This window comes from Corynebacterium jeikeium, assembly GCA_003955985.1.
Lineage (GTDB): Bacteria > Actinomycetota > Actinomycetes > Mycobacteriales > Mycobacteriaceae > Corynebacterium > Corynebacterium jeikeium_D.
Window position 1 is genome coordinate 91,931 of sequence record CP033784.1, and the last position, 15,421, is coordinate 107,351.

General features: G+C 55.8%; 12 protein-coding genes and 1 CRISPR repeat array. Of the genes, 10 read left to right on the forward strand and 2 right to left on the reverse strand.

Features of this window, described 5'->3' with window-relative positions:
* Window positions 1-165: 165 nt before the first annotated feature.
* The 10 genes from cas3 (at window position 166) to EGX79_00455 (ending at window position 13,332) form a co-directional block, all read left to right on the forward strand.
* Window positions 166-2,976 carry a CRISPR-associated helicase Cas3' gene (gene cas3, locus EGX79_00410; GenBank protein ID AYX80781.1) on the forward strand — a complete coding sequence of 937 codons (2,811 nt, stop codon included), beginning with the start codon at window positions 166-168 and terminating at the stop codon, window positions 2,974-2,976.
* Window positions 2,925-4,607, forward strand: a complete 1,683-nt coding sequence (gene casA, locus EGX79_00415) for a type I-E CRISPR-associated protein Cse1/CasA (protein ID AYX80782.1) — start codon at window positions 2,925-2,927, stop codon at window positions 4,605-4,607. Before cas3 ends, casA begins: the two co-directional genes overlap by 52 nt.
* 2 nt (window positions 4,608-4,609) lie before the next feature.
* Window positions 4,610-5,233: a type I-E CRISPR-associated protein Cse2/CasB gene (gene casB, locus EGX79_00420; protein AYX80783.1), complete on the forward strand. Its 624-nt coding sequence runs from the start codon at window positions 4,610-4,612 to the stop codon at window positions 5,231-5,233.
* A 20-nt stretch (window positions 5,234-5,253) separates the two neighbouring features.
* The gene (cas7e, locus tag EGX79_00425) at window positions 5,254-6,375 is read left to right on the forward strand and encodes a type I-E CRISPR-associated protein Cas7/Cse4/CasC (GenBank protein AYX80784.1); all 1,122 of its coding nucleotides are present in this window, start codon (window positions 5,254-5,256) and stop codon (window positions 6,373-6,375) included.
* Complete coding sequence (gene cas5e / locus EGX79_00430) at window positions 6,375-7,076, forward strand: type I-E CRISPR-associated protein Cas5/CasD (protein AYX80785.1); 702 nt, start codon at window positions 6,375-6,377, stop codon at window positions 7,074-7,076. The genes cas7e and cas5e overlap by 1 nt, the downstream gene beginning before the upstream one ends.
* A 3-nt stretch (window positions 7,077-7,079) precedes the next feature.
* The gene (cas6e, locus tag EGX79_00435; GenBank protein AYX80786.1) at window positions 7,080-7,781 is read left to right on the forward strand and encodes a type I-E CRISPR-associated protein Cas6/Cse3/CasE; all 702 of its coding nucleotides are present in this window, start codon (window positions 7,080-7,082) and stop codon (window positions 7,779-7,781) included.
* Window positions 7,782-7,783: 2 nt separating this feature from the next.
* Window positions 7,784-8,743 (forward strand): type I-E CRISPR-associated endonuclease Cas1, encoded by a 960-nt coding sequence (cas1e, locus tag EGX79_00440; protein ID AYX80787.1) that lies wholly within the window; start codon window positions 7,784-7,786, stop codon window positions 8,741-8,743.
* Window positions 8,737-9,102 carry a type I-E CRISPR-associated endoribonuclease Cas2 gene (gene cas2e / locus EGX79_00445; GenBank protein ID AYX80788.1) on the forward strand — a complete coding sequence of 122 codons (366 nt, stop codon included), beginning with the start codon at window positions 8,737-8,739 and terminating at the stop codon, window positions 9,100-9,102. Before cas1e ends, cas2e begins: the two co-directional genes overlap by 7 nt.
* A gap of 44 nt (window positions 9,103-9,146) precedes the next feature.
* A CRISPR array of direct repeats spans window positions 9,147-12,347; the repeat unit is 28 nt; unit sequence GTTTTCCCCGCGCGAGCGGGGATGTTCC.
* 55 nt (window positions 12,348-12,402) lie between these two features.
* Complete coding sequence (locus EGX79_00450; protein ID AYX80789.1) at window positions 12,403-12,888, forward strand: hypothetical protein; 486 nt, start codon at window positions 12,403-12,405, stop codon at window positions 12,886-12,888.
* 108 nt (window positions 12,889-12,996) lie between these two features.
* Window positions 12,997-13,332 (forward strand): hypothetical protein, encoded by a 336-nt coding sequence (locus EGX79_00455; GenBank protein AYX80790.1) that lies wholly within the window; start codon window positions 12,997-12,999, stop codon window positions 13,330-13,332.
* A gap of 1 nt (window position 13,333) precedes the next feature.
* On the opposite strand, the gene EGX79_00460 is transcribed toward EGX79_00455, so the two are convergent.
* Both EGX79_00460 and EGX79_00465 read right to left on the reverse strand, forming a co-directional pair.
* Window positions 13,334-14,185, reverse strand: coding sequence for an SDR family NAD(P)-dependent oxidoreductase (locus tag EGX79_00460; protein AYX80791.1), 852 nt, complete (start codon window positions 14,183-14,185; stop codon window positions 13,334-13,336).
* Entirely contained in the window at window positions 14,182-15,399 is a 1,218-nt protein-coding gene (locus EGX79_00465; protein ID AYX80792.1) for a saccharopine dehydrogenase, read from the reverse strand. Before EGX79_00465 ends, EGX79_00460 begins: the two co-directional genes overlap by 4 nt.
* Window positions 15,400-15,421 lie beyond the last annotated feature (22 nt).

A 15,421-nucleotide genomic window follows, 5' to 3' on the forward strand; every position in this document is an offset into this window, starting at 1 on the left:
TTTTTCGTGTAAGCGACACTTGTAGATGAGTCTATTGGATAGATATCAACGTTTTATTGTGTGGGGTTAATAAGGGGTAGTTTCCATATTGAATGAAATTGATATCTCGGCTATCTTGGAGATTAGAATAGAGGCCGGATAGGGGTTCGGCCGGACAGGGTCGTTATGTCGAACATGGGCTCGAACTTGGCAGATGTACTGTCTGAAATAGCTCGCTTGCAGTGGGCTAAGTGGGATTGGCAAAGTGAAGAGGCGTTGAGTCTCGCACAACATTTGAATGATGCCCAGGATGTGGCTTTTTATCTCTGGGATGAGTGGTTGCCGGAATCACTAAGGCAAGTGCTTACCGATGAGTTCGGCTCGAAAGAACGAGCCCGTGCATGGGTTGCTTTCTATGCTGGTGGGCACGATATTGGTAAGGCGTCTTATGCTTTTTCGGTTAAAGTTCCGGAACTGTATGACCGTGTGCGCCCGTATGGGCTAGGCGCTGCGGCAACACTTTCCTCCAAGGAGTTACGTGGAGCGCCCCACGGCGCTGTCGGTGCGTATGCTCTGTGGATTTGGTTGCTGGAAAACCACGGATTTAGTGAAGATTCTGCTAATACACATATTGCACCTATTGGTGGCCATCACGGCAAGTTTCCCGATGAGAATCTGTTGCATTCTGCCGAAGACTTCGTCGAAGAACTCGAAGGTGAAAAGTGGCAACACATTCGTTCTGAATTCTTCGACGCCGTGGCCACAAGGGCAGGTTTAACGGCGACTGATTGTGAACAACGCCGAGAGCAAGAGCTGTCAGCGCAAGCGCAAATGCTTCTGACGGGAATTGTGGTCATGGCTGACTGGCTTGCTTCGAACACTGATTTATTTCCACTGTCGATGTTTGATGCATCGTCGACAAGCAGAAGCGATGATGCGATTGACGGATTAAATCTTCCGGATCCGTGGGATCCTCGCCCGGAAAGTAGTGCGGATGACTTATTTCGCGCTCGGTTTGACCTGCCTGCTGGTGCCACCCCATACCCAGTTCAGCTGGACGCAGTAAAGCTTGCTGAGGAAGTGGATAAACCAGGCCTGTTGCTGCTAGAAGCACCGACTGGTGAAGGTAAGACAGAGGCTGCACTTGCGGCCGCGGAAGTTCTTGCAGCCAAGTTCGGATGTGGTGGTGTGCAAGTCGCGTTGCCTACATGCGCCACGTCAGATGCCATGTTTTCTCGTGTTTTGAAGTGGCTCGACCGTGCGATTGCGGAAGACCAGTTGGCCTCTGCGATGCTCACGCATAGTCGCGCGCAGTTTAATGATGAATTCCAAGGTCTTAAGTTTCCGTCACAGAGTTTTTCGGCTATTTATGACGAAGAATATGGTGCCAATTCTAAAGAGCCTGCAGTTGAGGCTCATTGGTGGCTACGCTCTCGTAAAACTGCAGCGCTGGCAGACTTTACTGTTGGCACAATCGATCAGTTCCTTTTCTCGGCGCTGCAGTCAAAGCATGTCATGTTGCGGCATCTGGGGCTTGCCGGAAAGGTATTGATCCTCGATGAGGTGCATGCTGCAGACATTTACATGCAGCAGTATTTGTACCGCGCATTGGAATGGTGTGGCGCATATGGGGTTCCAGTCATTGCGTTGTCGGCAACGCTTCCACCGGATGCTCGTTTTCATTTGATGGAGGCCTATGCCTCGGGGATTGCGCAGTTAGGAAATGCTCAAATTCCCAACAAGATTCTTGGCCAGATGGAAGTTGCCAAAGACGAACGTGCCTATCCACTTCTGACCTTTGTAAACGAGGATGGTGTCACGGTCCGTAAGCCAAAGGCTTCATCTCGCAGGCAGGTGGTATCGCTCGAATTCTGTGATGACTCATCTGTTGTTCACAAGCTGGCAGAGGAACTTCATGATGGTGGTTGCGCCGTAGTCGTATGCAATACAGTTCAGCGGGCCCAAACGCTTTACGACGAAATTTGTTCTGACGGTAGCTTCACTGATGAGGAAGTATTTTTGCTTCATTCGCGCTTCGCTGCGGCAGATCGACGGGCTAAAGAAGAAGAGCTTGTTGCCAAATACGGCAAGTCTGGCGTGCGCCCACAGCGAGGCGTGGTGGTGTCAACGCAAATTGTTGAGCAATCCCTTGACCTGGATTTTGACATTATGTTTAGCGATTTTGCGCCTTCGGACCTGCTGATTCAGCGGGCGGGTCGTCTCCATCGGCACAGTCGTAAAAACCGTCCGGAGCGACTTCAAACGCCACGACTGGTGCTCTTTGGGGGCACTGAGATTAGGGATAGCAATGCTCCAGAGTTTGTGAGCGGTAGTAAACGGATTTATGGCACTGCGTTGCTGATGCGGACGGCCTCAGCGTTGATGGGGCGTAAGCAGTTTATTTCGCCAGATGATGTCGCAGGAATAGTTCGTGAAACGTATGACGCAGATGCGCAGTGTCCAGTCAGTTGGCGAAAAGACTGGGATGAGGCGGTGAAGGAGCAGCAAGTGAGGGGAGAGAAGCTTGCTGAAAAAGCGAAACGTTCGCTCGGTCCATCGCCAAACGAAAAAGACATGAGTCTGTGGTTCCAGCATGGATCTGCAGAAGAGTTTCGTGGGCAGTCGCAGGTGAGAGATATCGAAGAGTCAATAGAAGTAGTTCTTGTAGAACAGCGAGGCAGCGAACTCTATTCATTGCCGTGGCTGGAAAATCGCGGTGGTGAGTCTCTGAGTAATGCCAATGGAGTCGACGACGAATTAGCACGCGAAGTTGCTAAATGCACCATTTCGCTGCCTTATTGGCAAGTCGGGGGAGTGGACGAGTTCATCGCTGAATTGGAGCGGTTTGGTAGCCCCTCTTGGCAACTTAGCTCCTGGCTAAAAGGGCTTCTGCCATTGCCATTGAACGAAAGTGGGGAATGCCATGTTAACGGAGTTAGTTTTTCATACGATATGAAGTATGGATTGCGGTCCATTCGAGAAAAGGAGTCGCAGTGAGCGGAGCTGAGCCGAGTTTTAATCTGCTCGACGAGCCCTGGATTAAGGTCACGGGGCACGATGGCAATGGTCGGGAATTAGGCCTTCGAGATATCTTTGCGCAGGCTGGTGAGTTAAAACGGATCTCCGGTGAATCGCCAGCGCAGGACTTTGCGATTTTGCGCGTGGTTCTTGCGGTTCTTTATCGCGCATTCGACTTTGGAGAAGATGTCAAGGAAAACCGCAAACAATGGGCGGCAGCATGGGAGGACAAGAAGCTGCCGTTAGAGCGCATCAGCCGCTATTTAGATGAATATTCGCACCGATTCGATTTGCTCGATCGGGAAGCCCCTTTCATGCAAACTCCTACGCTTGCTACAAAAAGTGGAGAGTGGAAGAGCCTTAAAGTAATCATTCCGGATTCGTCGGAGTTGGGCAATCTTTTCCACCGACGTTCGGCACTCACGCCCCTTCCTTTTGCAGAAGCAGCTCGTTGGCTTGTTCATTGTCTCGCATTTGACGTTTCGGGAATTAAATCGGGTGCAGTGGGTGATTCCCGAGTAAAGGACGGCAAAGGCTATAACAGTGGCATCGGCTGGGCAGGATGGCTTGGCGGTACCGTACTTGAAGGGCAAAGCCTACTTGAAACGTTGCTACTGAATGTCGTTGATCATAAGCCTGTGGCCTGGGAAGGTGCTCCTATTTGGGAGCTTCCGGTTCCGACGTCCGCAGTTTCGGACACGCCACTTCCGAAGGGACAACTCACTCTTCTTACTTGGCCGCAGCGGCGTATTCGGCTTCGTGTGGAAAGCGGCATGGTTATCGGTGCGCTCGTTTGTGTTGGTGATTCAGTGGACTATCTGCATCAAGATGCAATCGAAATGATGTCGCCGTGGCGCTATAGCGAGCCACAGTCGAAGAAAGCCAAAGAAGATATCTATATGCCAAAGGCAATCAACCCTGACCGAGCTCTTTGGCGAGGTCTTTCGGCTGTGCTGCCCGAAGCAGAGGTCGATACGACTAAGGGGCGCACTGGCAGTGAGGTAAAGATTTCAAAGCCCGCCGGTGTCATGGAAGCGTTGAAGACTCGAACAGGTCGCCGCAGTGGCATTGTGCCCCAGAATTACCGGTTGAGTCTTCGGATGGTTGGTTACGAATATGGTCCCCAAATGGCTTCGTACAACCGTCTATTAACAGATGATTTAGCGTTCCCTGCGCTTTTGGCTGCCGATAAACAGACCATCCAATTCGTGTTGTTGGCCGCAAACCGAACACAAGATACAGCAGCCGAACTGCGAAAATTTGCCAATAATTTGGCCATTGCGTCTGGTGGCGAACGCGGGGCCGCAGGCTTTAGCGCAGAGGGGTCCTTCTACTCGGATGTAGACCCAGTATTCCGTCAATGGGTTAGCGGACTTACGTCAGAAACAGACCTTAGTAATCACCTTGCAACTTGGACAGAACAGTTGCGGCGTTTGGCTCTCGCCAAAGCTGCGGAGTTGATAGCAGGTGTGCCTGACAGCGCATGGTCAGGTCGTGAGGTTGATGAGCGTCAGTACAACGTGGGGCACGCTGAGCTGTGGTTTCGGCGAGGGCTTGGAAAAGTTCTGCCACGGCCAGAAGAACAAAAACCTCGAGAGAAAGTTAATTAACAATGGCTGATACGAATAGGTCGCAGTCGCGCAGCTCCCTGCTGTACAGCTTTGTTGCCGGCAAGGCACAAAGGTTAGCAGGTGGTCTGGCCAACGAAAGCTCGGAAGCTCGTGCCTCCCTTGCGGTGCTTCGCCGCTCCCTGAGTGCGCCGCTGGCAGAGCAGCCCCAGGTGTGGTCAGAGGTATTCAATTCGTTCCCGGCGGAGCTTGAAGGCCCTCGAGATGAGCCGGGGGTCTACGAAACTGCAGCACACCTTGCATTGGCCTTTTTTGCACTCCATCAGCAATCGAGAAATGAGCCTATGCATAAGGCCAACGAAGGATTCGGCACGGCTATGTGCAGGCTCCATCAGGTATCAGGTGAAAACCAGAAAAAGGGTATTGAGCGACGATTTAATGCTGCGCTTACTGCGCAAACAACTGATGAGCTAGTTCACCACTTACGTGGACTAATTCAGATGCTGAGGAGCTACAGCATTCCAATGGATTACGGCCAATTGGCCAATGACTTGGTGGCGTTGAACTATTCAGATTCAGCTCGCCGTGTACGACTTCGTTGGGCACGGGATATGAACAGAGTTCCGCAATCCGAAATCGATGACCATGACCGCGCAGTAGAAAACTAGTAACAACAGAAAGGCTTATCATGACCATCTACATTGATATTCACGCACTCCAAACTGTCCCGCCATCAAACCTGAACCGAGATGACACGGGTAGTCCAAAGACAGCCAACTACGGCGGTGTGCGTCGGGCCCGAGTTTCCAGCCAAGCATGGAAGCGCGCAGCACGTAAGGAATTCGAGAACTTACTCGACCTTGATAAGTTGGGACAGCGTACTCGCTTCAGCCCGTCATTGATTGCTGCGGAAATCATTTTGCAGGCTCCGGAGCTGGAAGAAAGCGCTGAGCATCTAGCGCTGAGTGTTCTGCAGAAGACGAAGTTGAAGCAGGCAAAGCCCAAAAAGGGTGAAGAAGACACGCGTATCCGTACTGAGTATCTGCTGTTTGTTTCCCGCGCGCAAATTAAAGCGTTAGCTGATCTGGCAATTCAGTACCAGGACGATCCGGCCAAAATTCCTGCGAAGGAAGCGAAGGAAGCGCTAAATAACGAGCACTCAGTCGACATTGCCCTCTTCGGTCGTATGTTGGCGGATGCTCCAGACCTAAATGTTGATGCGACGTGCCAGTTCAATCATGCTATTTCTGTTCATCCGACAGTTACGGAGTTTGACTACTTTACTGCGGTTGATGACAACGCGGCGGAGGACAACGCTGGTGCTGGCATGATTGGCACGGTGGAATTCACCTCGTCTACGTTGTACCGCTACGCAACGGTCAACGCTAGTGAATTGGCTCATTCTTTGGGGTCGAAGGAGGCAGCATCTGAAGCTGCTGGCGCACTACTCAAGGCATTTGCGCTTTCGATGCCAACTGGTAAGCAGAACACGTTTGCTAACCGAACGCGACCAGATTTGATTGTGGTCCAAGTTCGTGATGATCAGCCTGTCAATCTGTCAGAAGCTTTTGAAGACCCGGTGGAGGCTACTCGTGGCCGCACAGAAAACGCATCTATCAAGCTGGCAGAGTATGCCGCTGAGCAGGACGGTGCGTACGACTCTCATCCACTCGGAGGTGCGTATCTTGCCACTGGTGGCGCAGCGACTGAAGCTGCAATGGAAAAGCTGAATGTCTTTGGCAATCGCACTGACATGGCTGGTTTGGTCAACTTAGTTGAGCAGGCCGTCATGGAGAAGGTCGAGCTCTAATGTCGGTTCTCCTCTTGAGGCTCGCTGGACCTATGCAAGCATGGGGAGACTCGAGTCGATTCAATCACCGTGGTACGCGGCGAGAGCCAACGAAGAGCGGGGTAGTTGGTTTGCTTGCAGCTGCAAGCGGACGACGCCGTACTGATGCGATTGAAGATTTGGCATCACTGGGCTTTGGTGTTCGTACTGATCAGATTGGAAAGGTCGAGCGAGATTTCCAGACTGAAATTGATTGGCGAAACAATAAATCCAAGCCCCTGACGTATCGCGATTACCTCACTGATGCCATCTTCACTGTTGCAGTTGAAGGTCCACGCAGTGTCCTTGAAGGGCTTGCCGACGCGGTTCAGCGCCCAGCGTTTCCTCTCTATTTAGGCCGCCGTGCATTCCAACCGACGGGAAGAATCGTTTTAGGAATTGAGGAAAAGCCACTGGAAGACGCCCTGCGTGAGGCTCCTTGGCAAGCATCGACTTGGTACCGGAAACGTCAGCCAGAAGTAGTTTCGCTGCCAATTGTTCGGGATATACGTGATGGTGAGGCCTACGATGAGCTAATTCCGGATACTCCAGTCAGCTTTGATCCACGAGAGCGAAAGCACGAGATGCGGCCTGTGGTTCATGGGTGGCTAGAGATTGAAAACAAGGAAGGAAAGCGCCCTGTGTTTTCTCACGATCCAATGTCACTACTGGGAGGTGACTAGTCGATGTACCTTTCACGCATGTTTCTCAACCCGCAACGGCGGGGGACTCGAAAGTTGTTAGCCAGCCCAGAGGCTATGCATGCTGCGGTGCTGTCAGCTTTTCCACCAAATAGTGACCTAGTTAGCCATGATGGTCGTGTTTTGTGGCGAGTTGACCGCGAAGCCCATTCCCTCGCTCTATACGTGGTGAGTCCTGAAAAACCATCATTTGAGCATCTGCAGCAGCAAGCAGGTTGGGAAAATCAAGAGTCGTGGGCGATACGTGAATACGAACCGGTTTTGGGAAGTATTTCCGTCGGAAAGCGATTTCGTTTTAGGTTGGCAGCGAATCCTGTGAAATCAGTGCGCGACCCCCAGACGGGTAAGTCTAAAAGGCTTGCGCATGTAACTGCAGTTCAACAGCGAAATTGGTTGTTAGAACGCGCCGAAGCTATGGGTGTGCGATTTCTGCCAGCCGAGTTTTCACATGCAGATAGTCACGACGCCTCCAGTGATGACTTAGCTGTTTCCGTTACAGGTAGGGAAGTGATGAAGTTCCGTAGGAAAGGAGGAATGGTCACAATCGCTCGGGCACAGTTTGATGGAGCTATTGAGGTCGTTGATGCTGAGAAGTTCCGTCGTGTTTTGACTAACGGAATTGGCAAAGCAAAGGGATATGGGTGTGGATTGTTGACTATCGCTCCAATGACTTCTAGCAGTGACTAGTCATGGCCAATATTCCAGGAGCGCGTCCGTCGAAACCGATCGAACTGGCGAGGGCTGAAGACCGGATTTCTTTTCTCTATCTTGAGCACTGCACTATCGGTCGAGATTCTAATTCTCTCACTGCGACTGACGACCAGGGTGTCATGCATATACCCAGTGCTGCACTGGGAGTGCTTATGTTAGGCCCTGGTACACGGGTTACGCATCAGGCGATGGTGGTTATTGCAGATGCCGGTTCAACAATCGTCTGGGTGGGAGAAAACGGTGTGCGATATTACGCGCATGGTCGGCCGATAGGTCGGTCGACCCGGCTTCTGGAACAGCAGGCAAAGCTAGTGAGCAACCGAAAAACCCGACTAGCGGTTGCGCGTGAAATGTATGGGATGCGTTTTTCCGGTGAGGATGTGGAATCCCTAAATATGCAGCAATTACGGGGCCGAGAGGGTGCTCGGGTTCGTTCGGTTTATAGGGAATGGTCAAAGATAACCGGGGTTGAGTGGTCGCGTCGTGAATACCGCCCTGATGATTTCTCGGATGGCACGCCAATCAATCAGGCTCTTTCAGCAGCACATTCTTGCCTATACGGTGTTGTGCATGCCGTGATAGTTTCTCTGGGAATGAGTCCTGGCTTGGGGTTTGTGCATACGGGGCATGACCGCGCATTTGTTTATGACATTGCAGATCTGTATAAGGCAGACATAACGATTCCAGTTGCTTTTACTGTGATTTCGGAGCTTGGAACCGAGGTGGATACTCAAACACTTAGCACTACGGTTAGGCGACGTGTGCGTGATCGGATTCGTGAAGAAAAAGTAATTTCACGCTGTGTCCAGGATTTAAAGCTCTTAATGAAAGAGCCGCTTGAAAACGAGGAATTCGGCGAAGTTATCGAATTGTGGGATTACAGCCGCGGCACGATTAAAGGTGGTACAAACTACTCCTCCGGAGAACCGCCATGGTGACACTAGTTTTGACGAGCTGCCCTGCCGGGTTGCGGGGACATCTGACTCGGTGGCTTGAAGAAATTGCCCCAGGTGTATTTGTTGGGAAAGTTAACTCTCGTCTCCGTGACATCTTGTGGGGACTCGTCATCGAAATGGTCGGCAATGGTCGTGCCATTATGGTTTATCCGGATCGGAATGCCGAACAAGGGTATGCCTACAAGGTGCATCGCCACGATTGGGAGGTCGTTGATGTTGAGGGGCTGTCCCTGATTCGGCGTCCGTTCAAAAACAGGACTAAAGGTGAGGTCGGATTACAACCGGGGTGGTCAAATCCAGCCAAGCGGCGTCGCGCCCGACGTGCTCGTCGAGCTAAGTGATATAAAATTCTTCACTGGGAACCGAACTCTGCTGGTTAATAAGTGTTTTCCCCGCGCGAGCGGGGATGTTCCTCTGGCAGAGCTCACGCACACGATCATCGTCACGTTTTCCCCGCGCGAGCGGGGATGTTCCTCAGTAGCCCAGGACTTCGCCTCAGCCGCTTCAGTTTTCCCCGCGCGAGCGGGGATGTTCCTCTGCTCCTGCGTCGCATCCTCCGACAAGCCAAGTTTTCCCCGCGCGAGCGGGGATGTTCCCAGTGGCTAGCCCAGCCGAAAATGCTGGAAGGCGTTTTCCCCGCGCGAGCGGGGATGTTCCGGACATGTGGCGGGTAACGTTCAGTCCTCATGAGTTTTCCCCGCGCGAGCGGGGATGTTCCTGTGGGCTACCGGGTGATTACCGCTGGGGAGCAGTTTTCCCCGCGCGAGCGGGGATGTTCCTGACTACGAAATGACAGTCGCGGAATTTGCGCAGTTTTCCCCGCGCGAGCGGGGATGTTCCCTTCGATGCGAGTTTCTGCGCCCCAATCAGCCAGTTTTCCCCGCGCGAGCGGGGATGTTCCCGAGGACTCCGCATCCGCTGGGAAAACCACGCCGTTTTCCCCGCGCGAGCGGGGATGTTCCCGGACAATTGGGCGGTGGTGCGGCTGGTGCGGAGTTTTCCCCGCGCGAGCGGGGATGTTCCCCGGCGCTGTCTCCACAGATAACGTCCTCAACCGTTTTCCCCGCGCGAGCGGGGATGTTCCCTGAAGCAACGCCCCACCTACAGCCCCCTAGCCGTTTTCCCCGCGCGAGCGGGGATGTTCCTAACTTGTTTCCGCGCCGTCCGCCCAGCCCTCGGTTTTCCCCGCGCGAGCGGGGATGTTCCGAACCGTCTTGATCTGCTTAGCACGCTGTTGGAGTTTTCCCCGCGCGAGCGGGGATGTTCCTTGCATTGTGCTTATGGCAATGGCGTTTCTTCAGTTTTCCCCGCGCGAGCGGGGATGTTCCGGAACACGCCGGTGCGGACGGTGGTTTCATACGGTTTTCCCCGCGCGAGCGGGGATGTTCCCTTCACCCTGGACGGGGAACCGCCGGACTCGACGTTTTCCCCGCGCGAGCGGGGATGTTCCCAGCCGTGTCGATGACCGAACCCAGACCAGGCTGTTTTCCCCGCGCGAGCGGGGATGTTCCCATGATTTCAGCGCGTTGAACATTCATCAGGCGGTTTTCCCCGCGCGAGCGGGGATGTTCCCCAGCGACAAGAAAGAGACTATCAGTGGCCAGCGTTTTCCCCGCGCGAGCGGGGATGTTCCGCCGTTAGTGACCAAGTAATCCTCCGAAACCCCGTTTTCCCCGCGCGAGCGGGGATGTTCCCACGACGAATAGGAGAACACATGGACATTCTGAGTTTTCCCCGCGCGAGCGGGGATGTTCCTCGTCGCTTCCCACTGATGCGGTTGATCAACAGGTTTTCCCCGCGCGAGCGGGGATGTTCCCAACAGTGTCGTTGACCATCTGGTTCGGCAGGAGTTTTCCCCGCGCGAGCGGGGATGTTCCTCTCTGCAAACCGGGATACTGTGCCTAGTTCGTGTTTTCCCCGCGCGAGCGGGGATGTTCCGTACACCGGCGCGCTGGCGGAGATGCTCTTCAAGTTTTCCCCGCGCGAGCGGGGATGTTCCCCAAGTCGCCACGCAAAACGGCGAACAAACCCTGTTTTCCCCGCGCGAGCGGGGATGTTCCCTTCGAGATGGGTGGCGCGCGCGGCAACGGGCAGTTTTCCCCGCGCGAGCGGGGATGTTCCCCCAGTTCGCTGATGGTGGCGTGGTCACCGCCGGTTTTCCCCGCGCGAGCGGGGATGTTCCGCTCACGAGCCTTATCAATCGACCTCTGGACAGGTTTTCCCCGCGCGAGCGGGGATGTTCCACGCTGGGTGTTGGTCGAAGGACTGGCAGATTATGTTTTCCCCGCGCGAGCGGGGATGTTCCCTACGCAACTGGCAAAATGCGCGCTACCGCGTGGTTTTCCCCGCGCGAGCGGGGATGTTCCCACCAGGGAACCGCGCTCAGTGATCTGCGCATCGTTTTCCCCGCGCGAGCGGGGATGTTCCCGAATGCCGCCACGACACTGCCCGCGTAGCCGGGTTTTCCCCGCGCGAGCGGGGATGTTCCCGGCAAAAGCACAGTGCCGAACAAGTCCTTGCTGTTTTCCCCGCGCGAGCGGGGATGTTCCAGACACACTGGTGCCGGTGACCTGCTCGGTCAGGTTTTCCCCGCGCGAGCGGGGATGTTCCCGTAGCCACTAACAGGGGCTAGGCCAATATCTCGTTTTCCCCGCGCGAGCGGGGATGTTCCTGATGTTCCTAGCGCTTGCCCGGCCGTAAAGTAGTTTTCCCCGCGCGAGCGGGGATGTTCCCAACTGGCCGATAGTCTTCTTCGTCAGCTTCTTGTTTTCCCCGCGCGAGCGGGGATGTTCCCAGGACCTTCGCGGCCATCGACAGGTTGGCGTTGTTTTCCCCGCGCGAGCGGGGATGTTCCCCGTTGGCCTGGAACGGCACCCAAACCAGCCTGGTTTTCCCCGCGCGAGCGGGGATGTTCCCGACAGCAGCACGTCCGAGTAGATGGGTTTAACGTTTTCCCCGCGCGAGCGGGGATGTTCCCAGCGCTGATTGACACTGACCCGGTGCAGGAGAGTTTTCCCCGCGCGAGCGGGGATGTTCCTGAGATACGGGGAACCATCAGCGATAGTGATTTGTTTTCCCCGCGCGAGCGGGGATGTTCCCGGGCCAATAAACGGCTCAATAACCGCGGCACCGTTTTCCCCGCGCGAGCGGGGATGTTCCCACACCGGACAGAATCACCGTGCGGTTGGAGTAGTTTTCCCCGCGCGAGCGGGGATGTTCCTCACCAATTGCGACATGTGCGACCCGAACGGCTGTTTTCCCCGCGCGAGCGGGGATGTTCCCCGCTACCGGGCTAACCCCAAGCGAACATGAAGGTTTTCCCCGCGCGAGCGGGGATGTTCCCACGTACGTGTCCCCAACCTGCTGTGTGCCGTAGTTTTCCCCGCGCGAGCGGGGATGTTCCACTGCTTAGATCGCCCTGTACTTCATCGGCCGCGTTTTCCCCGCGCGAGCGGGGATGTTCCTCAAGGAATTGCTAGCCGACATGGCAAGGATTGGTTTTCCCCGCGCGAGCGGGGATGTTCCGAAACGCTCACCCCACTCGGGAACGTCCGGGGCGTTTTCCCCGCGCGAGCGGGGGCAGTTCAAGTTTGATTATGAGGGGATATTATCCCCATAGAAACACTCAGGAGGGTAAACGCATGACAAGGTATTGGGATCACAGCGGCAGTATCTACAAAGACGACGGCCAGGAAGACTGGTGCGTTTACAATCCGTCTTTGCGTGATTGGGAGCGCACCCCGCGCGCTAAGGAAGCCTACGACAAGGCAGGCCAAGACTCGTTCGACCCCATCACCGAGCAGCAGGCACTCGCTGAGATCACCGAGCAGCAGGAACAGCATAACGAAAGGGTGAAGAGCAAAATCAAGGAACTGCGCGCGAGAATGAAATCGGTCGGTGCGCAGGCCAGGCAGACCACCGAACAGCCGTATCCAACCTTTACTGAGCAGTCCGCCGCATACCGTGAGGGCGCGCAGGCCTACAACGAGGGCAAATCTTGGCGCGATAACCCGCATGCCCCCGACTCAGGTCTAGCCGCCCCGTGGCGCATGGGCTTCAATACCCGCAAGCAGCAGGTAGCGGAGATCAGGGCACAGCGAGCCGCCGCTGCGAAAGAGGAAAACTAGGCCCTGGCCGCAAAAACGCTCAACCAAAGCTCTAAATTCCCCGCAAATTCCCGGTTCCAGCCCCGCGCAATCTGTTACACTTAGCAAAACGAAACTCAGGAGCTTGGTGTGCAATACTTTTTCACGGTCCATGGCCGCAGAGATATCAACGCGTATGACTCTGATGAGGAAATGCACGCTGCCTTTGAACGGATTGGACGCTTCAATCAGAAGCTCCAGGACGAAGGCCACTGGGTTATGTCCGGCGGGCTGGTACCGCCGGAGGATGCCATGACGGTGCTGCCGGATGGTTCACATAGCGATCTGCCGTACTACAACGCGATGACGTTCCCGTCAGCTTTTTGGATCGTCCAAGTCGCAGACGAGCAAGAGGCCATCAACCTAGCCCACGAAGCCGCGGAGGCGTGCGCGCAGGCAGTCGAAATGCGCGCCGTCGCCGATTAACTCACCGCAGCCCGTGCACCCGGCGCATGATGGTCAACATCGCTTGCGTCGGGATTCGTCGCATGAAGGGCACTGCAACGCTTGCCGACGACCCCCGCGCCACCAGGGCCAAGGGTCGCTCGGCGGCCACCTCGTGCATAACCACCTCAGCAATGTCAGAAGCGGGAATGCCACCTTCCTCATTGGCGTTCAACTTCGTCAGCATGCGGTGGACATCAGCAGCGTAAACGGAACCCTCATCGCCATACGTCGTCCGACGTGTGGAAATTCCCGTGTTGATGGCACCCGGCTCGACAACCGTCACCCCAATACCGAACTGCGCGACTTCACCCCGCAACGAAAGCCCAAAGCCGCGGATAGCGGCCTTAGTCGCCACATAGGAAGAACGATAGGACAGCGGTAACCCGCCGAGCATCGAACCAACCAGCACAATTCGGCCACGACCAGCCTCACGCATGCCGGGCAGCAGCTGCTGTAACAGCTCCACCTGCCCCAGAACATTGACCTGGAAGAGACGCTCAAGCGCCTCGCGGGGTAGCTCCTCGAAAGCGCCCGACTGGCTCTCACCGGCGTTGGCGACGACGACGTCGTAAGGCCCATGAGCGACCACAGCGGCGATATCGTCAGCGCTGGACATGTTGAGCGCCACCATCTGCACGCCCTCGGGGTGCGGCGCATCGGCGCCCCTGCGGGACGTGCCAACGACCTCGAAACCGGCCTTGACCAGTGTCTCCGCGCATGCCCAGCCGATGCCGGAGGAAGCGCCGGTCACTAACGCACGGCCACCACCTACACTCGGCAGCTTCGGTCCGCGGGTGAGATTCGCAAAAGCACCGGTCAGGCCACCAATCATCGAGCCTGCACCGCCTCAATGGTCATGCCGCCAGCGCGGAGACGGCGGGACAGGGCGTCGCCAAGCGCGACAGTAGGAGTGAGCACGCCGGTGGTGTCCGGCAGATCGTCGTGGACGAGCGCGAGGGCGGCGCTGGAAATCATAATCGCGGTGCCTGCGTACCCTGGGTCTTCCTCAAGGGACACCTTGGAACGCCAGTGAATGCCGGAGGTATCGACGGTGTAGGCCTCGATGGTGAAGCGGCCTTCGGCCTGTGCTTCAGCGCTCGGGCCCTCGCCCGGCTTCGGTAGTTTTTTATCAATGAGCTTGGCCGTCGGCCCAAATGCCATCGCCGCCAGCGCCAACCTGCAGACAGCCGCGAAAATATTTGCGCGCACGAAAGCCTTCGGACCGCGGCCGACATTGAGTAGCTCGCGGTAGCGGAAGGAATCACCGTAATCCGCCAGCATCGCCGAGCGCTGAACAATGCGGGTGTTGAAAGGCGACATGAAGAAGGGGGCTCGCCAGTGGCGGCGGAAGCGCGCCGGACGCAGGTCGACGCCGAACTTACCCTGGTCGGGTCCCGGCTCAGCCAGCGCGTACTGATCGGCGATGATGCGACGCAGCTTGGGATCCTTCTTGGCCTGTTCAAGCTGAACGCGGACCGAATCGATAGTGCCGCCGGAGACACCACCCTTGACATGCTTGAACAGCAGGGTTGTCTCACCGAGCTTGGTGTGGGCCGCCTCGTGGAGCTCACGGACAGCGACATCGGAGGGAATTGAGTCGAAGCCGCAGGAGTGAATAATCTTCGCTCCGGTCTGCTGCGCTACCTCGTGGTTGTTTGCAATGGAGTCGTGGACGAACAGCACTTCGCCACACAGGTCGACGTAGTGAGTACCGACCTTGGCACACTCGGCCACCAGGGTGCGACCGTACTTCGCGTACGGCCCCACAACGGTCAACACCACCTTCGTGCTGGCTGCAAGCTGAGCCACCGCCTGTTGGTCGGCGGCATCCGCAACAATGACCGGCCAGTCCGATACGCCTGCATTCTCCGCGACGTCGGCAAGCTTCTGGGCGTTCCTGCCTGCGAGCGCCACCTTCGTCTGACCGGCGTGTTTAGCCAGATAGTCCACAATCAAGCGGCCTACGAAACCCGTGGCGCCGTAGACGACGATGTCGTACTCGCGGTCGTGATTGCGACCCTGTGGCTGTGCGGAAAAAGTAGTCATGCCTACGAAACTAATAAAACGA